General features: G+C 68.0%; 16 protein-coding genes. All 16 read right to left on the reverse strand.

Translation table 11 applies throughout. The features are described 5' to 3' along the window. Positions 1–11: 11 nt before the first annotated feature. Entirely contained in the window at positions 12–983 is a 972-nt protein-coding gene (locus HGI30_RS13915) for a PhoH family protein (protein ID WP_168908108.1), read from the reverse strand. Between the two features lie 7 nt (positions 984–990). Next, positions 991–2,184: a sporulation protein YqfD gene (gene yqfD, locus HGI30_RS13920; protein ID WP_168908109.1), complete on the reverse strand. Its 1,194-nt coding sequence runs from the start codon at positions 2,182–2,184 to the stop codon at positions 991–993. Further along, entirely contained in the window at positions 2,181–2,474 is a 294-nt protein-coding gene (gene yqfC / locus HGI30_RS13925) for a sporulation protein YqfC (RefSeq protein ID WP_168908110.1), read from the reverse strand. Before yqfC ends, yqfD begins: the two co-directional genes overlap by 4 nt. A gap of 42 nt (positions 2,475–2,516) precedes the next feature. Next, positions 2,517–2,672, reverse strand: coding sequence for a hypothetical protein (locus HGI30_RS13930; protein WP_168908111.1), 156 nt, complete (start codon positions 2,670–2,672; stop codon positions 2,517–2,519). Positions 2,673–2,724: 52 nt separating this feature from the next. Next, the gene (locus HGI30_RS13935; protein WP_168908112.1) at positions 2,725–3,372 is read right to left on the reverse strand and encodes a hypothetical protein; all 648 of its coding nucleotides are present in this window, start codon (positions 3,370–3,372) and stop codon (positions 2,725–2,727) included. Between the two features lie 42 nt (positions 3,373–3,414). Continuing rightward, positions 3,415–4,410, reverse strand: a complete 996-nt coding sequence (gene floA / locus HGI30_RS13940) for a flotillin-like protein FloA (RefSeq protein ID WP_168909886.1) — start codon at positions 4,408–4,410, stop codon at positions 3,415–3,417. A gap of 22 nt (positions 4,411–4,432) precedes the next feature. Continuing rightward, positions 4,433–5,155 carry an NfeD family protein gene (locus HGI30_RS13945; RefSeq protein ID WP_168908113.1) on the reverse strand — a complete coding sequence of 241 codons (723 nt, stop codon included), beginning with the start codon at positions 5,153–5,155 and terminating at the stop codon, positions 4,433–4,435. A gap of 184 nt (positions 5,156–5,339) precedes the next feature. Further along, entirely contained in the window at positions 5,340–5,783 is a 444-nt protein-coding gene (locus HGI30_RS13950) for a GatB/YqeY domain-containing protein (protein ID WP_168908114.1), read from the reverse strand. 15 nt (positions 5,784–5,798) lie between these two features. Further along, positions 5,799–5,972 (reverse strand): 30S ribosomal protein S21, encoded by a 174-nt coding sequence (gene rpsU / locus HGI30_RS13955; protein ID WP_028597065.1) that lies wholly within the window; start codon positions 5,970–5,972, stop codon positions 5,799–5,801. 85 nt (positions 5,973–6,057) lie between these two features. Beyond that, positions 6,058–6,414 (reverse strand): histidine triad nucleotide-binding protein, encoded by a 357-nt coding sequence (locus HGI30_RS13960; protein ID WP_168908115.1) that lies wholly within the window; start codon positions 6,412–6,414, stop codon positions 6,058–6,060. A gap of 234 nt (positions 6,415–6,648) precedes the next feature. Beyond that, positions 6,649–7,149 (reverse strand): hypothetical protein, encoded by a 501-nt coding sequence (locus HGI30_RS23255; RefSeq protein WP_235680130.1) that lies wholly within the window; start codon positions 7,147–7,149, stop codon positions 6,649–6,651. Between the two features lie 62 nt (positions 7,150–7,211). Next, the gene (locus HGI30_RS13970) at positions 7,212–7,805 is read right to left on the reverse strand and encodes a hypothetical protein (RefSeq protein WP_168908116.1); all 594 of its coding nucleotides are present in this window, start codon (positions 7,803–7,805) and stop codon (positions 7,212–7,214) included. A gap of 15 nt (positions 7,806–7,820) precedes the next feature. Next, complete coding sequence (gene addA / locus HGI30_RS13975; protein WP_235680131.1) at positions 7,821–11,882, reverse strand: helicase-exonuclease AddAB subunit AddA; 4,062 nt, start codon at positions 11,880–11,882, stop codon at positions 7,821–7,823. Beyond that, entirely contained in the window at positions 11,866–15,558 is a 3,693-nt protein-coding gene (gene addB, locus HGI30_RS13980) for a helicase-exonuclease AddAB subunit AddB (protein WP_168908117.1), read from the reverse strand. Before addB ends, addA begins: the two co-directional genes overlap by 17 nt. 44 nt (positions 15,559–15,602) lie before the next feature. Further along, a complete protein-coding gene (locus HGI30_RS13985) occupies positions 15,603–18,695 on the reverse strand; it encodes an AAA family ATPase (RefSeq protein WP_168908118.1) in 3,093 nt (1,030 codons plus the stop codon). Further along, positions 18,692–19,873, reverse strand: coding sequence for an exonuclease SbcCD subunit D (locus tag HGI30_RS13990; RefSeq protein ID WP_168908119.1), 1,182 nt, complete (start codon positions 19,871–19,873; stop codon positions 18,692–18,694). The genes HGI30_RS13985 and HGI30_RS13990 overlap by 4 nt, the downstream gene beginning before the upstream one ends. Positions 19,874–20,035: the final 162 nt, after the last annotated feature.

Consider the following 20,035-nt stretch of genomic DNA (forward strand, 5'->3'; position numbering starts at 1 on the left):
AACCATCCTCTCTATGCTTGGTTTTCGTCATCCTCATTATAAGCGAGAATGATCTTCTGAACCAGCGAGTGGCGCACGACATCGGCTTCGGTGAACGTAATGAAGCCGATCTCGGGAATGCCGGCGAGAATCCGCTGCGCTTCGCGCAGGCCCGACTTCTTGCCTCGCGGAAGGTCGATCTGCGTCACGTCGCCGGTTACGATCATCTTGGAGCCGAAGCCCAGCCTCGTCAGGAACATCTTCATCTGCTCCGGCGTCGTATTCTGGGCTTCGTCGAGAATGATGTACGAATCGTCAAGCGTCCGGCCCCTCATATAAGCGAGCGGAGCGATCTCGATGATGCCTCGCTCGAAGGCCTTGGCCGTCGCTTCCGGACCGAGCACGTCGTGCAAAGCGTCGTAAAGCGGACGCAAGTACGGATCGACCTTTTCTTGAAGGTCTCCGGGGAGGAAGCCGAGGCTCTCGCCCGCCTCCACGGCGGGACGCGTCAGCAGGATCTTCTTGACGGCGCCTTCCTTGAGCGCCGCGACGGCCAGCACGACGGCGAGATAAGTCTTGCCGGTGCCCGCCGGACCGATGCCGAACACGATGTCCTTGGCCTTGACGGTCTTGACGTAATGCCGCTGCCCGATCGTCTTGACCCGGATCGGCTTGCCGCGGAATGTGGAAGTCAGCTCCATCTTGAACAGGTCGAGCAGCTGGTCCGCCTCCAGCGTGCGGGACAGGTCGAACGCATACTGCATGTCCCGCTCGGACGGCGAATAGCCGCCCCGCACGAGCTGCAGCAGCACGGTGTACAGCTGCTCGAGCGAGGCGACCTCCGCCTCAGGACCGCTGATGACGATCTCGGCCTCTCGCGAGCGGATCGTCGACTCCGTCTGCTCTTCGATCAGCCTCAAGTAGTGGTCGCGGGGGCCGAACAGCGCGAGGCCCTCCGCGGCGTTGTCCAGTGCAATCTTTACGGTTCTCGTCTCAGTCGGCAAACGTTCCTCATTCTCCTTGCATCTGAACTAGTGGCATTTCCTTGACGATAGACTGATCCACTTCCAACAGAACTTTCAAATAAACTTTACCATTGTCCGTCTTCTCATGCAAAATTTTTTGCTCCTTCACGACGGCATCCGCGCCGGCTTTCGACAGGACGTCGGCACGCGCCTGAAGCAGTCCGCTCTCCACCGCTTCCTCGCGCCCCAGCTGCCGCCGATCCTGCCGCAGCTCCATCACCGTCTCCTTGAGCCGGCCGACGGGCAGCTCCCAGCCGCGCCAGCCGAGCTGCTGCAGCTGCTCCCTCGTCTGGGACGTGGCGAACGAGTCCTTGCCGTAGCCGCTCACCTGAAACGCCTTACCGAACAGCACGAGCGACCATTTCGTCTTCGTCTCTCCCGTGTACACGTTTACCGTGCGCACGAGCGGAGACACGACATTATACTCGTACCACACCAGCCCGCGTACTTCCCCGTCCGCCACGACGGTCGCCGTGTTGGACCCCTCTCCGATCGTGCCGGAGATGAGCGTCTGGCCTTTTTTCACCCGGCTGTTGACATGCACGACCGGACGCCCTTTGTCGGCGATGATGCGGGTGACGACAGCGTCTGCGGAGGCGATCAGATGCCGCGTGCTCCGGAGCGCTCGCGCTTGCGGCTTTTTCGTCTCGACGACCTGGATGATCAGCCTCGTCCCTTTTTTCTCCACGCCGATCCAGGCCGCATCCGGCAGCCGCTGCGAGAGCCGCTTGGCCAGATCGGACGGCTCCGGCAGCTTCCACTCCCATTGAAAGGGATGGACCCCCTCCGCCTTGGCCGCCGCCAGCAGGTCTTCCGTGCGGATCGTCTTGTTGCCGCGCACCTCGATGTTCCACAGCAGCGAGGACAGCAGGTACATGGCGGTGAAAAAGAGCACGACGCCGCCGAGGAAAAACTTGCGCTTCCCGGCCTTCCGCAGCCAGAACGGCAAGCCTTCCCGCTGCGTCACATGGACGCGGCAGCCTGTCCGCCGCAAATACGGACGCAGCCGGAAAAAGTCCGGCACCGTCAGCGAAAATACCATATGCTCCGGGCTCGTCCGGCGGATGGACCACAGAGACAGCCCGTCCTCAAGCGCGCCGTTCACGAGCGCCTCCGGCTCTCCTCCGCGGACCTGCACCGTGACGATGCCTTTTGCTCTCTGCAGCCAGCCTACCTTCATCTCGGCCCCTCCTTGTCCATCAGCTGAATCGATGCGATCTTGCCCTCGATGAACACTTCCTCGGTCCAGATCGTGCGGATGACCAGGTCCGCTCCGCTCACCTCGAGCACGCCATGGCTCAGCTGCAGCCGCAGCTGCTCCGACGAGAAGTGCAGCACTCCCCGATGGTTCTCGATATAAAGCTGCCGATCGCCGATCATCGTCATGCGGGGCAGGTCGTAGGCTACATCCTGAGGCAGGTCCAGCATGTCGGCGGTCCATTTGCGCAGCTTGCGGTTCAGCTTGCCCATCGAGGCGTCCGCCCTCCCTTTTCATCGCTTATCTATCCATACCTATGCCTCGGAAAAGAGGAATATGAACGGCTTGCGCTGCGCCGAGGAGAGCTCCGGCCTGGGTTGCGCGCCGGGAATGCCAAGCACAAACAGCCGCTCCGCCGCCGGAAGGCGGTCGAAGCGGCTGTTTTGACAGGCGGACTTGCGGACGATCACGATCGAACCTCCGCCCCTCGCGGGGCTGATCCGAACCTTGGCTGTCCTTCGCTCAGCGGCCGCCGCTGCGGCGCGAGCGCGGCGGGCCAAGAATCTCGGCCCAGAGCACGGCCTGGCGCAAGTCGTCTCCGCTCACGCTGCCCGCTCGCGGCGGCTGCAGCCTGGACGCGGAAGGAGCCGAAGGCCTGGATTCGGCGATCGCGGCGGAAGCCGATCGTTCCCAGAATTCATTCGGGCTGGAGTCGTCCGTCCGATCCGGGGCCTGTGTCGTCTCGTACCGGCCGAACGGGCTCCTCGCCGCCTCCTCCTGCCATTCCAGCGACTGGCCTTCGCCGCCGCTCGTTCCCTCCGGCTCGGGCTCGATGGTCCGAATGCGGCCCGGCTGCGCCGTTCGACCCCTCGGTCCTGCCTGGTCCTGGCGGACGGCAGGGGGACGGACGGCCTCCGTCCGACTCGGGGCAGATTCGGCCTCGGGTTTTTGCAGGGGAGACGGAACGGGCGGAGACGGACGACGATCGAGTCCGCCGCCGCCGAAGTCGGGCATGCGCCCCGGCGGACGGCTTGCCGGACGGCCCGGCTGCTGCTGCGTCGCCGATTTGAACAGCTTGCCGAGAACCGACCAGATCGCGCCGACAATAAGGAAGACGAAAAAGATGTTGTCGAGCAGAAAATTGATCAGCAGTTGAATCGGGTTGGGCATGGCCGCGGCTCACCTCCTGCGATGCGGCTCGGGAGCGTCGGTTCAGCCTCCGTTTTTCGTGTCGTTCGCCTGGCCTTCCGGCTTGGCGATGCTGCTCCGCATCTGGGTGTCCGCCTCGACGTTCTTCAAGTTCATGTAATCCATGACGCCAAGCTTGCCGGACTTGAGCGCATCGGCCATCGCCAGCGGAACCTGGGATTCCGACTCGACGACGCGGGCTCTCATCTCGACGACTCGCGCCCTCATCTCCTGCTCCTGGGCGACGGCCATCGCGCGGCGCTCCTCGGCCTTCGCCTGGGCGATGCGCTTGTCGGCCTCGGCTTGCTCCGTCTGCAGGTTGGCGCCGATGTTTTTGCCTACATCGACGTCCGCGATGTCGATCGACAGGATTTCGAACGCCGTGCCGGCGTCCAGCCCTTTTCCGAGAACGGTGCGCGAGATCAGGTCCGGGTTTTCCAGGACGTCCTTATGCGAGCCGGAAGAGCCGACGGTCGTGACGATGCCTTCCCCGACGCGCGCGATGATCGTCTCCTCGCCGGCGCCGCCGACGAGCCGCTCGATGTTGGCGCGCACCGTGACGCGTGCTTTGACTTTCACCTCGATGCCGTCCTTGGCGACGGCGGCCACGGTCGGCGTCTCGATGACCTTTGGATTGACGCTCATCTGCACGGCCAGAAGCACGTCGCGGCCGGCCAGGTCGATCGCCGCCGCACGGGCGAACTCCAGCTCGATGTTGGCGCGCTGGGCGGCGATCAGGGCATTGACGACGCGGTCGACGTTGCCGCCCGCCAAATAGTGGCTTTCCAGCTGGTTGATCGACAAGCCGAGGCCGGCCTTGGTCGCCTTGATCATCGGATTGACGATGCGGCTTGGCGTGACGCGCCGCAGGCGCATGGCGACGAGCGTGATGATGCCGATGCGCACGCCCGAGGCGAGAGCCGAGATCCAGAGCATGATCGGGAAGAAGCTTAGAAAGACGGCGATGACGATGACGGCGACGATTGCGGCGACGACATATCCGACGCCTGCAAAATCCATATCCATTGAATCGACTCCTTTGTTAGTGGATTTCCTTGACGATGACGCGCGTACCCTCGACCCGCGAAACGACAACCCTGGCATGCTGAGCGATGAACTCGCCCGCCGTGACGACATCAATGCGTTCTCCGCCGATATCGACGATGCCCGCCGGGCGAAGCGCCGTCACCGTGACGCCCTGTTGTCCGAGGAGGCTCGATTTGGACGCCGAAGGCACGAAGCCTTCCTCGCTCGTCAATCGTTCTCTCAGGACGAAGCGGTTCCAGATCCCCCGTTCCTTGAAGCGGCGGGCGATCAGCGTGACGACGATGATCGCTGCGGCGAATGCCGACAGCATGGCGATCGTCGCCGTCGCCATGTCCTCGAAGCTGAACAGGATCGCGCGGACCAGCGCGGCCGCTCCCAGAATGCCGAGAATTCCGAAGCTCGGGACGAGCAGCTCCAGCACGAGCAGCACGATGCCGAGGACGAAGAAGAAGACGTCCATTCCTTCGCTGTAGCCGGCCTGGTGGCCGCCGAGAAAGAACAGGCCGAAGCCGATGATGCCGATCAGCCCCGGAGCCGCGAAGCCCGACAGCAGCAGCGCGAGCATCGTCCCGGTGAAGCCGGCAAACAGCAGCAGCGCGGCGACATACGGATCGGCCAGCCAGACGGCTCCTCCCTCTGCGCCGGCCGCGCCTGCAGCGGATGCCGTGGCGGTTGCAAGGAGTCCGAATAGAGCGGAGCCTGCAGCCGCTATCCTCACTTTTCTCAGTTGGTATCCCCCCTTGATGCAAAATCATCCCTAACTAATTCAGTGGTGAAGCATTTACTCCTTCTTTGATACGGGCGAGAAGCCCTTTCGTTTCGCCTATTTTACCCTATGCGGCGCCATTCAGCCGGCAAAACCAAAAAACACTCCCCGAAGGGAGTGTTGTTGTGGTCCGAGATTAAGGCAGAAATTGCTGTACCGTTTGGTTTACTAGCTTACCGTCAGCGCGTCCCTTCACTTTCGGCATGAGAGCGCTCATCACTTTGCCCATGTCGGCCTTGGAAGAAGCACCGGTTTCCTGGATCGTCTGCTGTACGATTGCTTTGATCTCTTCTTCGGTCAGCTGTGCGGGAAGGTAGACACTAATAATATCAATTTCTGCTGCGACATCTTTTACAAGATCGTCGCGGCCGGCTTTTTGAAATTCTTGGAGGGATTCTTTGCGCTGTTTGATCTCGCGACTGACGATGTCAAGAACCTCGCCGTCCTCAAGCGGTCGCTTCAGGTCGATCTCCTGGTTCTTCACAGCTGCGCGCACCATGCGGATCGTGGTCAAGCGGAACTTGTCCTTGTCCCTCATGGCTTGCTTCATGTCGTCGTCCAATCTTTGGCTAAGGCTCATTTCGGAAGGATCCTCCTAAAACTTTCTCTTGCGCGCAGCCTCGGATTTCTTTTTGCGCTTCACGCTCGGCTTCTCGTAATGCTTGCGCTTTTTCACCTCAGCCAGGACGCCGTCCTTAGCAATGGTGCGCTTGAAGCGGCGGAGTGCAGCATCGATGGTTTCATTTTTGCGAACTTTCGTTTCAGACACTTGTTATCCCTCCCTCCGAAACAGACGGTCCAGAAGATGAACACGGCTAATCAAATTTAATTATAGTTCAATGAAAGAGCCAGTGTCAACTCGTATGACCTTCGACCAGCGCACCCAGCGGACGCCCTCCCAGCAGATGCACATGCAGGTGGTAGGCGGTCTGCCCTCCGTCCGAGTTGCAGTTGTTGATGAGGCGGTAGCCGGACTCGGCGATGCCTTCCTGCGCGGCGAGCTTTTGGGCCGTGAGCAGCAGCTCGCCCAGCAGCGCGGCGTCCTCGGGCCCCGCGTCGTTCATCGTGGAGAGGTGGCGTTTGGGGATGATCAAAATATGTACGGGCGCCGCTGGCGCGATGTCCCGGAACGCCAGCACGTTCTCGTTTTCGAACACTTTGGAAGAGGGAATGGCTCCTTCGACGATCTTGCAGAAAATACAATCGCTCACAGCTCCCGACAGCTCCTTTGCTCCAGCTCTTGCTCTTGCTCTTGCTCCCCCTATTGTAGCCGATTCGGGAGCGTTCGTCTAACACAGACGAAAAAGCCCCACCCGCCGCATAAGGCGAAGATGGGGCGTGCTTCGGCCGCGGTCGCGGCGCATGGAAGCCGGCGAGGGACGCTGCCGCGGATGCGTGCCGGGGAGCGGCATCCGCGCCGTCGGAAATCCCCTCGGATCAGGCTCTTAGAGGAACGGCAGCAGCGTCAAGCCGGCCAGCGCGGCCAGCGGGAACACGGCGCGGGCGAAGCGGCGGCGCGGATAGTACGGGTACGGATAGAGAGGCGGATAAGGACCGAAGCCAGGACCGAAGCCCGGGCCGAAGCCAGGACCGCCGACAAAGGCGCGGGGATCGATCTCGTTCATGCCGCAAGGAACGGCGATACAGACGTACTCGTCGTCATAGTGCTCGATGAAGCCGTCGACGCACCAGCCGTCCTTCGTATGGGCGAGCACGTAGCGATGCTTGTGGTTGTCGCAGAAATGCTTCATTTCCGGCTTTTCCATGACGACGACGACCGTGTTCTTGATCGTCGTGTGCGACGGAGCAGCCGGCATGACCGGCATGACCGGCTCGGGCGGCGCGACCGGCATGACGGCGGTCGGAGCCTTCATCGGCATCGGGGATGTAGGCGTCTTGGCCGGCATCGGGGCAGGAGAAACAGCTGTCGGGTTTGTCGGTTCCATCGTGGGTTACCATCTCCTCAACGTTCGTTCTGCCCTATCCTATGCAGCCCATGGGCGAATGGTTAATCGCCCGTTTTGAATCCGTCCACGATGTCCGCCATCCGGCGCGCGGCCTCCGGCCAGTTCTTGTCGGCGAGAAGGGTCAGATAGCGCTCGCGCGAGGCGATCGACGTGTCGACCGAATCCGCGAGCTGCTTCAGCTCGGCGAGCACGCCGGAAAGCCTCTGCAGCTCTTCCTCCGAGCCTTCAAGAGCCGTCCTTCTGACCTGCTGGTTGAAGTCTTCGGCGCTGCTGCCTGCGGTGTCCGGCCAATCCGCCGAATGGCTGCGGGCGGCCTCGAAGAGCTCCGGGAGCGGAATATCGCTCAGCGCCTCCCCCTGCCCGTCCTCGCTTAGTCCGTACAAAACGGAAAGCCGAAGCTTCTCTTGCGCCGCCTCTTCTTCCCGGAGCTTGCCGAAGGCCTGACTGGCCTTTTCCAGCCCTGCCTGCGTCTCCTTCCAGAGAGTGAAAGCCTGCTCTCCCTGAGCCACCCTTTCCTGCTGCTTTTCCTGCAGGTAATGCGCGAACAGAAAAACGTTGCCGACCAAGCTCATGGTCAGCAGGATGAAGAGTACGGCTGTCGTCATGCTGCGTTTCGGTTGCGGCTCTTGCTTCACACGATCGTTCCTTTCTTAATCGAGTTCGAGACGGACCGCTTGGCCGCCCCGGAGAAAATAGACCTGAACTTCGGCGACCCGGCGGCCGAGCGCCTGCTCGACGGCCCGGCGGTACAGCCCCAGCTGGAAGCGATGCCTGGACGCCGCCCGCTCGAATTGGCCGGAGGGCACCCGGTCGCTCTTGAAATCGCACAGCACGAGCCGGCCGGCCTCCTCGAACAGGCAGTCGATGACGCCTTGCAGGAGCACCGGCTCTCCGGCCGCCTCCAGGCCGGCGTCCGGGAACGCCTCCCGCGCCGGCATCAGGCAGCTGAACGGGAGCTCTCGCCAGACGCGGTCCGCGGCAAGCAGCCGCTTGCCCAGCGGTCCGGCGAAAAAGGCCTTCGCCGCCTCGACGTCGGCGGACTCGGCCTGCTCCTCCGTCAGGATGCGCTTGAGCACGAGCCGCGCCAGCGTATCCTCGACCGCGCGTTCCGGCAGCGGTGCGTCCAACGGCACATGCTGCAGCAGCGCATGCACGGCGGTGCCTTTGTCGGCAGCCGTCATGCCGCGCTGCTCCATGAACTTCGGCCGCCGCAAGCGCAGCGCGGCCTCTTCGCCTAGCGAAGCGGATGGCGGGGGCGCAGCGGCGGGTACAGCGCCGGAAGGCGCGCCGGCTGAACCGCTGCGGGCCGTCAGGCTTCCTCCAGGCTCGACGAACGGTCCGCTGTCCATCGGCACCGCATCCTCGCCCCTGGCGGCATCGCCGCGAAGGCGCTTGAGCTCGGTGACGGATGTTTTGGCCGCGACACGGGACGCCTCGGCATGGGGATAGCGCCAGGACAGCCTCCTCTCCACCTCGCGTTCCCACCCTCCCGGCTGGAGCGGCACCGCATGCAGCGCGGCTTGCCGCTCCGCCGTCCGGTCGGGCGCAGCAGCCGGCTCCGCCCCGGCGGCAGCTTGGCCGCCCAGGACGTAGTAGGGCAGGATGCCCGTTTTCCAGCTGGAGAAGGAGGCTTCGCGACGCGCGGCCGCATCAGGGAAGGCAGCGGGCGCCGGGTCGGCAGACGGACCCGGCTTCGCTGTCTCCTCGGACTGCCCCGCAGGCGCGGATAGAGCCGCATGCGAGGCTTGCTGCAGCTCGCCCGAAATCGAGGCGAATCCGGCGAGCGGGCCGAGCCAGTCGAGAAAGCGGCGGGCGGCGGCGATCCGGTAATCCGACAAGCCGCCGTCCGCGCCGACGGAGGAGTTCCAGCGCTCGACTTGGCGGACGGCGTCGTCGACCGTGCCGACAAGAACGAGCTTTTCCTTCGGCCGCGTCAGCGCGACGTAGAGCACCCTCAGCTCCTCCGCCTGCATCTCCATCCGCATCCGGCGGCGGATCGCCAGGCAAGGCAGCGTCGGATAGCTGAGCCGCAGCTCGGGATCGACGAACTTCGGGCCGAAGCCGAGATCCTTGTGGAGCAGGAATGGAGAGCTGACGTCCTGCTGGTTGAATTTCTTGCCGAGGCCCGCCACGAAGACGACCGGGAACTCCAGCCCCTTGCTCTTGTGGATGCTCATGATGCGCACGACGTCCTCGCCCTCGCCGAGCGCTCCCGCCGTACCGAGGTCGCCGCCGTTCTCGCGCATCCGGTCCATGAAGCGCAGGAAGCGGAACAGCCCGCGCGCGGTGCCGGCCTCGAATTGCCGGGCCCGCTCGTGCAGCGCGCGCAGGTTGGCCTGGCGCTGCGCTCCGGCCGGCAATCCGCCTGCCCAATCATAGTAACCCGTCTCGCTGTAGATCCGCCAGATCAAATCCGCCAGGCTGCCCTGGCGCGCCGCATCCCGCCATTCGTCGAGCGAGCCGAGAAAGGCCGACAGCTTGGCCCGCAGCTCCTGCGGCGCGAGCAGATGGTCGGCCGTACGGACGACCGCTTCGTAATACGGCCCCGGGCCGCCGACGATGCGGATGAGCGCCAGCTCTTCGGCCGTCAGCCCGAACATCGGCGAGCGGAGGATGCCGGCGAGCGGAATGTCTTGAAACGGATTGTCCGCGACGCGCAGCGCCGACAGCATGACATCGACCTCGACGGCGTCGAAGTAGCCGCTGCCGAGCTCGGCATAGGCCGGGATGCCGGCTGCCTGCAGCTCTTCCATGAGCACGGGCGCCCACGACTTGGTCGCTCGCAGCAGGATGACGACGTCCCGCCACGCCATCGGCCGGGTGCCGCCGCGCCCGTCATGCACCCCATATCCCTCGGCATGAAGGTCCAGCAGGCGGCGGGCGATGTAGCGCGCCTCCAGCTGAGCCGTCTGCAGGTCGGCCGCCTCCTCCCGCTGGCCGGCCTCGGCGCCGTCCGCGCCTTCGCCTGCGGCGTGAGCCTCCGAGGCCGCCGCTCCGCGCTCGCGGTCGATCAGCGCGAGCTCGACCGCGAACGCATCCCGCGGCTCCGGCTCGGGGTAGGAAGCGCCGAGCACGAGCTCGGCGGAACGGTCGTAGTCCATCTCGGCGACCGACTCCCGCATCAGCGCGCGGAAGACGGCGTTCACGCCGTCCACCACCTCGGAGCGGCTGCGGAAATTGCGGGCCAGATCGATGCGGCGCCCTTCGTCCGCATCTCCGCGGCCGAAGCGGCGGTATTTGGCCAAGAACAGGTCCGGCTCCGCCAGGCGGAAGCGGTAGATGCTCTGCTTGACGTCGCCGACCATGAAGCGCCGTCCGCCTTTCTGCTCCGGCGGATCCGCGGGAGTGCCCGTCAGCAGCTCGACGATCGCTTCCTGCACGCGATTGGTATCCTGGTATTCGTCCAGCAGCACCTCGCGGAACTGCCTGCGGTAATCCAAGGCTGCCGCCGACGGGACGGCACGCTCCGGCGAGGAGCCTTCTCCGCGCAGGATCGCCAGGCAATCGTGCTCGAGGTCGCCGAAGTCGAGCAGTCCTTTGCGGCGCTTGGCGACCCGGTAGCGCCGGTCGAACTCGACGACGAGTTCCGCCAGCGTCTCGAGCAGCGGAGCGAGCTCGCGCAGCTCGCGGACGTAGTCGGCGGCGGGACGGCTGAACAGCTCCTTGCCCAGCTCCTCCACGATGCCCTTGGCCTCGGCGCGCAGCTCCTTGGCCCGCTCCTGCAGGAGCGGGTCGGCTTCGTCGGACGCGCGAGCGGCCTTCAGCCTGCCGAACGAACCGGCCAGCTGCCAGGCGTCCCGCCACTCGTCCCAAGGACGGGTCAGCACCGACTCCCGGACGGACGAGACGAGGAGGAGATCGTCCCGGAGCGTGTCCGCATAGGCCGCCGGCCCTCCCGGCGCCCCGGCAAGCTCCAGCGCCTCGGACAGGGCAGCGGAGGCTCCGTCGAGGCTGAGACGCAGATCGGCGGCGAGAGCCGACAGCCACGGCGTCGCCTCGAGCTCGGACGGCTCCTGCACGCGGAAGGCGGCCGCCATGCCGCGCAGCCAATCGTCCGGCCACGGCTGCGAGCGGGAAAATCCATGCAGCTCCTGGACGAGCCGGTACAGCGGCTCGTCGCTCTTTTCCCCGCCGTAGCGGTCGGCCAGCTCCAGGAAGCGGCCGCCGTCCTTGTCCGAAGCCGCATAGCGCTCCTCGAACAGCTCGTCCAGCACTTCCAGCCGCAGCAGCTCGCCCTCGGTCTCGTTCGCGACGCGGAAGCCCGGATCGAGCCCGATCATCGGATAATAGCGGCGGATGACGTCGAGGCAGAACGAGTGCAGCGTCGTGATCGACGCCCGTCCGAGCAGCGCGAGCTGACGGCGCAGATGCTCGGAATCCGGCTCGCGCTCGAGCGCCGCTTCCAGCGCGGCCCGGATCCGCTCCTTCATCTCGGCGGCCGCGGCCTTGGTGAACGTCGCCACGAGCAGCTGGTCGACGTCGGCATCCTCGGAGATCATGCGGATGATCCGCTCGACGAGCACGGCCGTCTTGCCGGAGCCGGCCGCGGCGGCGACGAGCACGTCCCCTCCGCGGGCCGATACGGCCGCCCACTGGTCGTCCGTCCAGCGGGAGCCTGCGGGCTTGGGCGCCGATGCGACCGATGCGTTCACCGCCGCAGGCATCGATCCTTCCTTTGTCCCGCCGATCGGTTCGTCATGGTCTGCGCTCATCCTCGTTCCTCCTCTCCTTGCCGGCTGCGTTGCCGGTTCCTTGATTCCTCGCCCTGCCCGGCGCTTCTTCCGGCCCCGCAGGCATGAGCCGCGGCGGATGCTCGCTCGAGGCGGCAGGCTCGGCCTGCGCTTCGGCAAGCTCCTCCAGCGAGGTCCAGAACTCTTCCTTGCCCGGCGCAGGCAGCTTCAGGTACGCGTTGCCCTCGTTGAGCGGATCGAACTGGCAAACCGGCTTGTACGCGCAGAACTGGCAAGGCGTCTTGGCCCCGAGCCGGTAGGGGCGGATGGCGATCTCGCCGTCCTTGACCGACTGCCCGATGCCGCCGATCGTGCGGCGGACCGAGCGCCGGAGCAGCTCCCATTGCCGGCCGCTCGCCACCGAGGAGTCGGACAGGAAGCCGCCGTCCTTGCGGAACCCGGCCGGCAGCAGATCCGACCGTCCCTCGAGGCCCGCATCCATCATGCGGACGGTATCGGCGTCGTCGAGGAGCAGCCCGCGCATCTTGAACCGCTTCAGCAGCATCGCGGCCGCCTCCTCCGCCTCCATGCCCGCCGGCACGCTCAGCACCGGGTTCTGGACGTGGAAGTAAAGCACGCCGGCCGGATGCGCCCGCTCCCCGAGCCAGCTCTCGGCATGGGTCAGCAGCACGTCGAGATAGGCCAGCATCTGCAGCGACAGGCCGCTCGCCACCTCCTCGAGGCGGAGCTGCGTCGCGCTCGACTTGTAGTCCAGCACGCGCAGCAGCAGCCCCTTGTCCGAACGGGCGGCGTCGACGCGGTCGATGCGTCCGATCAAGGTCACGGAGCCGCTGCCGTCGGGGAACTCGACGTCGAGCGGCGGCAGCTCTCCGCCCGGCCCGAACTGGACCTCCAGCCCGATCGGGCGGAAGTCCGCGCGGCGCGCATGCTCGCCGAGCACGATCGCCGCGCGCGAGACGACCGCCTTGAGCTTGCCGGCGATGTAGCGATAGCGGCTGCTGCTCAGCAAAATCTCGGACTGCAACCTCGGCACGAGCTCTTCGACCGCTAGGGACGCGGTCTCGCGGATGCGCGCCTCGCCGGCGCGGCCCCAGCCCTCGCCGAGCTCCGTCGCGACCTTGGTGAGCGCCGCATGGAACAGCTGGCCCATGTCCGGCGCGCCCAGCCGGTAGAGACGTCGCTCCTTGAGCTTCAGGCCGTGCGCGGCGAAATGCTGGAACGGACAGGAGACGAAGCGCTCCATCCGCGACACGCTCGTCGTCAGCTGCCCTCCGTAGAGCCGGTCGGCCAAGCCGCGGCCGAGGCGGACGACCTGGTTGTCGTAGCCGAGCGCGCCCGTCATCGCGGTCAGGCGGCCCTGCCAGTCCGGCCGGACCGCGAACCAGTTGTACACGTCCTGCCAGAGCGGATCGAGCTTGCCTCCGTCCAGCCATTCGCGCAGCCTCGGCACGAGATAGGACAAGGCGCGCTGCGGCAGCTCCAGATAGTCGAGCTGCCGCTCGGCCGCCGAGGCGGCGTCCGGCGCTGCGGCAGCTGCACGCGCCGCCAGGCCGGGGAACAGCGTCTGCAGGTGGCGGATGTACTCGGACGGATGCAGCCCCTTGCCCTCCTCGTCGGCAAGCGGCCAGCTCACCCATAGCCGCTCGGACGGAGCAAGAAAAGCGCGGTAGATGTGGAAGCGCTCGTCGAGCAGGCGGCGGCGCACGCCGGGGGCCATCTCCAGCCCCGCATCCCCGAGCTGCTCCCGCTCCCGCTCGGTGAGCAGGCCGTCCTCCTGGATGCGCATCGGCAGCACGCCGTCGGACGCGCCCAGGACGTAGGCCGCGCGCACGCGCCCGTTGCGGACGCGGTCCATCGCGCCGACGACGACCTGGTCGAGCGACGGCGGCACGGCCGACAGCTTCATCGACTCCAGGCCGGTCTCCACCATGCCGGCGAACAGGTCGGCCGGGATCGGCTCCTCGCCCGCCAGCTCCACGAGCTGGTCGAGCAAGCCGAGCACGCCGTCCCATACCTGGCGGTGGACGCGCGCCGCGCCCGGCCGTCCGGCGGCCAGCTCCTGCTCCGCTCGCCGCTCCAGCCGGTCGGCCGTCCCCGACCGGTCGAGCAGGTCGAACAGAGCCTCGCAGCGCTGCCGCACCGTCTCCGCCTTGGCCATCGCGCGCTCGAAGCGCGTGAGCGGGCGCATCAGCTCGCTGCGGGAGCGCAGCACGTCCTCAAACTCCTCGCGCTGGCGGGCGCCGGCCTCGCCCGGCTCGTCCTCGACGCTGCCGGTGCGCAGCGGCTGCCAGCGCTTGAGGCTTTTCCAGCCTCGGCCCTCGATGCCCGCCGCCAGCACGTAGTTCTCCAGCCGGTCGAACCGCTCGCGGTCCAGCCGGCCGTCGGCCGGGAACAGCAGCTCCGTCTTGACGCAGCGGAACACCGCCTCGTGCTTCCAGCCGTACAGCACCGTCTCCAGCGCCGAGCGGATGAACTCGACGAGCGGATGATGGAGCACGTCGCGGCGCCCGTCGAGGAAGAACGGGATGCCGTAGTCCGTGAACACCTGCTGGATCATGTCGCTGTAGTCCGCCGTCTGCCGCACGACGACGGCCAGCTCGCGCCAGCGCATGCCGCGCTCGCGCACCTGGCGGACCATGTCGCGGGCCGCCGCTTCGACCTCGGCCCGCCGCGAGGCGGACGGGCGGAGGACGATCTCGGCGGCATTCTCCGCCAGCCGGTCGGAGCCAGAGCCAGACGGCCCTGCGGCCGTCCGCAGCTGGACGCGCCCCCCGAAGTGCCGGTTCAGATGCTCCAGCATCCCTCCCGGGCGGTAGCGGGGCGCATCGCCGGGCGGCAGGACGAGCGGGGATTCGACCGCTGCGCCGAGCTCGGCGGCCAGCTGCGTCAATCGGATGCACGCGTCGGCGGCGGGGTGGAACAGGTCGAGCTCATGCGGGCGTTCCCCGGCTTCGTAAAGGCGGTCCAGGCAGAGCGTCACAGTGACCGACTCCGCATGGCGCAGCAGCGAGCCGACGGCGGCCAGCTCGCGGGCCGTGAAGCCGTTGAAGCCGTCGAGCCAGTACCGGGCCCCGCGCATCGAGCGGCAGTCGGCGTAGCCGTCCGCAAGCAGCGTCAGATGGTCCTCGTCGTCCATGTAATGCCCGGCCAGCTCCCGCTCCAGCTCGGCATAGATCAGCGACAGGTCATGGAGCTTGCGCTCCAGCAGCGGGCCGGGGGCGCGGGAGCCGGCAATGGAATGGGCCGGGTCTGGGCCGGTTTCGCCGCCCAGGCTGCCGCGCACGGCAGCCGCGTCGATGCCGTAGCGCTTCCACTCGGTCAGCAGCTCGCCCATCTTGGCGATGAAGCCCTGCTGCCCGCTGCCGGCCTGGAACAGGCGGAGCTGCGGCGAGAGGCGATGGACGATTTTGTGCAGCAGCATGTTCTTGCCGTTCTCGCCGACCGGCACGAGCGCCGCGCCGCCCGACTCCTGCATGACGCGCAGGGCAAGGCGGCGGAAGCTGAGCACCTGCGCCCTCAGGCTGGAGCGGATGCCGCTGCCGAGCAGCGCGTACTCCGTCTGGAACGTCGCCTGCTCCGGGGTCAGCAGCACGAGCGGAGCGCCGGCCGGATCGGCCGACAGCTCGCGGCGGATCTCCTCCATGCAGGCATGGGTCTTGCCCGTGCCCGCCCGTCCGATGATGAACCTCAGCGCCATTCTGGACCTCTCCTTTCCTCCGGCGGCTCGCGCCGATCGTTTCGTTATTTGAGCAGCAGCCGCGTGCTGCTGTGCCCTTCCTTGGTCTTGCTCACTTCCAGCACCGCCGGAAACGCATCCTTGAGCTCCTGCACGTGGGAAATGACGCCGATCAGCCGGCCCGCCTCATGCAGGTCGGCGAGCGCCGAGATCGCCCGGCCGAGCGACTCCTCGTCGAGCGAGCCGAAGCCCTCGTCGATGAACATCATCTCGATGGAAACGCCGCCGCGGCTCGACTGGATGACGTCGGTCATGCCGAGCGCGAGCGCCAGCGAGGCGTTGAACTTCTCGCCCCCGGACAGCGACTTGACGTCGCGGTTCTGCCCCGTATAGCTGTCGTAGACGTCGAGGCCGAGGCCGCTCTGCCGCCCCCGCGCCTCGAGACGGCCGCTGCGCTCCAGCACGAACTGGCCGCTCGACAGCTCATGCAGCCGCTCGTTGGCGGCATGCAGGATCTGCTCGAGGAACTCGATCAGGATATAGCGCTCGAACGAAATCTTGAGCGCGTTGTCGCCTTTGAGCATCTCATGCAGATCGGCGACCTCCTCGAGCTCGGCCTCCGTCGCGGCGCAGCGCCGCGCCGCCTCGGCCGCGGCCGCGCCGAGCGCCTGCGCCTGGCCGCGGCGGCGGTCCGCCTCGCGCCAGCGGGCGTCGGCCGCCTCCCGCTCGCCGCCGAGCCGGCGCGCCTCCGCCGCCAGCTCCTCGAGCGCGCCGCGCTCCCGTCCGGCAAGCTCGCGCTCCAGCTCCTCGGCGAGCCGCCGCTGCGCGGCCAGCTCCGCGCGATACGCCTCCAGCGCCCGCCGGGCCTCGCCCCGCCGCGCCTCGTCCAGGCGCGCCGCGCGCCACGCGTCCGCCGAGGCGAACCCGCCGGCGGCGAGCTCCGCCGCGAGCCGCTCGGCCGCCGCAGCGGCGGCCAGCTCCGCCTCGCGCGCCTGCTCCGCAAGCCCCGCGAGCCGCGCCGCCGTCTCCGCCGCAGCCGTGCCGGCGCGCCCATGGCGCTCCTGCGCGGCGCGCAGCGCGGCGGCCAGCTGCGCGGCCAGCCGCGCCGACGCCTCGTGCCGGCGCTCCAGCTCCGCCGCGTCCTGCAGCGGCTCCGGCACCGCCGCCAGCTCCGCCTCCAGGCGGGCTTCCCGCGCCGCCGCGTCCAGCGCGAGCGGCTGGAGCAGCGCCTGCAGCCGCTCGCGCTCCGCCTCCAGCGTCTCCAGCCGGCGCTCCAGCGCGGCCATCGCTTCGCGCAGCGGCCCGCGCTCCGCCTGCAGCACCTGCAGCCGCTGGCATTCGCCGCGGACCCGGCGGCCCTCCTCGAGCGTCTGCTCCAGCTGCCGCTCCAGCGGCTCGGCTCCGATCTCAAGCTCCGCGCGCCGCCCTTCGGCCTCGGCGAGGCGCTCCTGCGCGGCCGCGGCCTGCGCCGCCGCGGCGGCGAGCTCGCGCTCGAGATGCAGCAGCGTGGCCTTGGCCTCCTGCAGCTCCTCGCGGCGCACCGGCTCGGCATCGGCCGAAGCCTTGCGCGGATGCGCCTCGCTGCCGCACACCGGACACGGCTTGCCGTCATGCAGATGCTCGGCGAGGCGTCCCGCCTGCCCCTCGATCCAGCGCTGCTCCAGCCGGTCCGCCGCCTCGCGGCTCGCCAGCGCGGCGTGCTCGCGCTCATCGCGGGAGCGCTCCAGCGCCTGCGCCTGGCGGCTCGCCTCGAGCATCGCCCGCAGCGCCTCGTGGCGGCGCAGCAGCTGCTCCAGCCGCCGCTCGAGCTGCGGCAGCGGCTCCACGGCCTGCTCCAGCTGCTCCAGCCGCCCCTGGCGCTCGCGGCGCTCGGCGCGCGCGGCCTCCAGCGCGGCCCCGGCGCGCTCCAGCTCCGCGCCGACGCGGCGCTCCTCGGCGCGCAGCCGCGCCAGCTCCGCCCGGCGCTCGCCGAGCGTGCGCACGAGCGGCAGCAGTCCCGCGAGCCGCTCCTGCTCGCGGCCGGCCGCCTGCCGCTCGGGCTCGCGCTCCTGCTCCGCCGAGGCGGCCGCACCCGCCGCCTCCAGCTCGCGGGCGGCCTGCGCGGCCGCCTCCTCCGCCTCGCGCCGGCGGCGCTCCACCGCCGCCGTCTCGGCCGCGGCGCGGCGCGCCTGCTCGTCGTACGGCGCGAGCCGCTCCGCCCGCTCCGCGGCCTCGAGCCGCTCGGCGAGTCCGCTCATCTCGCCGCCGCGCGCCTCCAGCGCCTCCGCCTGGCGGCGCGCGGCGTCCCGCTCGTCGAGCCGCGCGTTCACTCGCTCCGCCTCGGCGAGCTGCGTCCGCTGGGCATCCCAGACGGCCTGCGCCCGCTCCCGCTCCTCCAGCAGCTCGCGGCAAGCCGCCGCATAATGCCGCTCCTCCTCGCCGAGCCCGTCCAGCAGCTGCGCAGCGCCGATATGCTCCTGCGCGAGCACGGCGGCGAGCCGGCTCTCCTCGCGGGCGGGCAGATCAGCCCTAGCCTGCTCGCCGATATAGAGCAGCCGCTGCCGATCGCCCTTGACGGCCTCGCGCAGCTCGCGGGCGCGAGCGGCGAAGCTTTCCTCCAGCCGCCGGTACAGCTCCGTGCCGAACAGCCGCCGCAGAATCTCCTCCTTGTTCTCCGTGTCGGAGGTGAGCAGCTTGCGGAACTCGCCCTGCGGCAGCATGACGATCTGGATGAACTGGTCCCGCGTCAGGCCGACGAGCTCCTCCAGCCGCGCGTCCACCTCCTTGACATGGAAGCGGTCGACCGCCGGGGCCTCGCCGCCTGCGGACAGCTCGTACAGCTCCGCCTTGCCGCCGGTCTCGCTCTTGTTGCCTGCCCGGCGGTGGGCCATCTGCCGGAACACGCGGTAGCGGCGTCCCTTGGTCTCGAACACGAGCTCGACCGACGTCGGCTGGTCGTCCCCCGCGAAGTGGCTGCGCAGCAGCCGCGTCTCCGCGCGGTCCTCTCCGCTCGCCGCGCCATAGAGCGCGTAGCAGAGCGCGTCGAAGACGGTCGTCTTGCCGGCGCCGGTCTGGCCGGAGATGACGAACAGCCCCCTGCCGCGCAGCGGCTCGAAGTCGATCGCCTCCTCGTCGCGATAAGGCCCGAAGGCCGTCATGCTCAGCGTGATCGGCCTCATCCCGCCGCCTCCTCTGCGCCGAGCACCCGTCCGCATACTTCTTGGAACAGGCGCTTCTTGCTCTCGCTCAGCTCGGTGCCGCGCACCTCCCGGTAAAAGCCCTCGAACAACGACGCCGGATCGCTCGCCCGCCGCGCGCCTTGCTCTCCGGCGGCTGCAGCCGCCTCGGCTGCGCCCCCCGCCACAGCCGGCGGCGCAGCCGGCCGGCGCTCCACATGCAGCGCGTTCGGGTAGGACGCGCGCACCTTTTCCATCGGGAACAGCACCGGATTGTCGTCCAGCAGCGTCACGAACACGTAATCGTCGCTCGTCTCCGCCGCCTCGATGTCCCTTATGTATCCGCTTACCCGGCGCATGTCGCGGCGCGGCTCGATGAGCCGCTGCTCCGTCGAAGCAGCGCCGTCCGCGTCCAGCTCCACGACCAGGTAGCCCTTGCGGTGGCGCTCCTCCGAGACGGAATACTTGAGCGGCGAGCCCGCGTAGCGCACGCTCTCGCGTCCGACCCAGTGCGCCTGGTGCAGATGGCCGAGCGCCGCATAGTGGAACGGCTCGAAATGCCGCGCGTCCACGTGCTCGGCTCCGCCGATCGACAGCGGCCGCTCCGAGTCGCTCGTATTGTCCTGCGGGCGGCCGCCGGGCGTGACGAACGCATGCCCGACGAGCACATGGCGCGCCGACGGATCGAGGCGCTCCGCCAAGCGGGCGGCCGCCGCCCGCATCGCGTCGTCATGCGTCCGGATCGTCTCGTCGCCGAGCGCCAGCCGGACGGCCGACGGATCGCAGTACGGCAGCAGGTGAAAATGGACCTCGCCATGCGCGTCCCGCAGCCGCACCGGCTCCGCGTCCGGGTCGTAGCGTCCCGCCAGATGGAGCCCGCGTCCGGCCATCAGCCGGCTGCCGAAGCGGATCCGGTCGGGACTGTCATGGTTGCCGGCGACGGCGATGACCGGCGTGTCGAGGCCGATGACGAGGCGCGAGAGCGTCTCGTCGAGCAGCTCTACCGCCTCCGTCGGCGGCACCGCCCGGTCGTACAGGTCGCCGGCGATGACGACGGCGTCGGGCCGCTCCCGTTCGACCGCCTCCAACAGCTGCTCCAGAGCGAAGCGCTGGTCGTCCGTCATGTAGACGCCCTGCACGAGCTTGCCCAGATGCCAGTCGGCCGTATGGATGAACTTCATCTCCGCCTCTCCCTTCCCGCCGGCCAGGCTCGTCCCGCCCGGCCGACCATGAACATATGTTCTTAAACAGTAGCATTTTCGCGCCTGCCGTGACAAGCCCGGCCTTGCAGCCAAAAGCCGCCAGCGGCGCGCGCGGCCCGGAACGAAAGCAGCCGCCCGGGT

It is taken from the genome of Paenibacillus albicereus (genome assembly GCF_012676905.1).
GTDB lineage: Bacteria > Bacillota > Bacilli > Paenibacillales > Paenibacillaceae > Paenibacillus_O > Paenibacillus_O albicereus.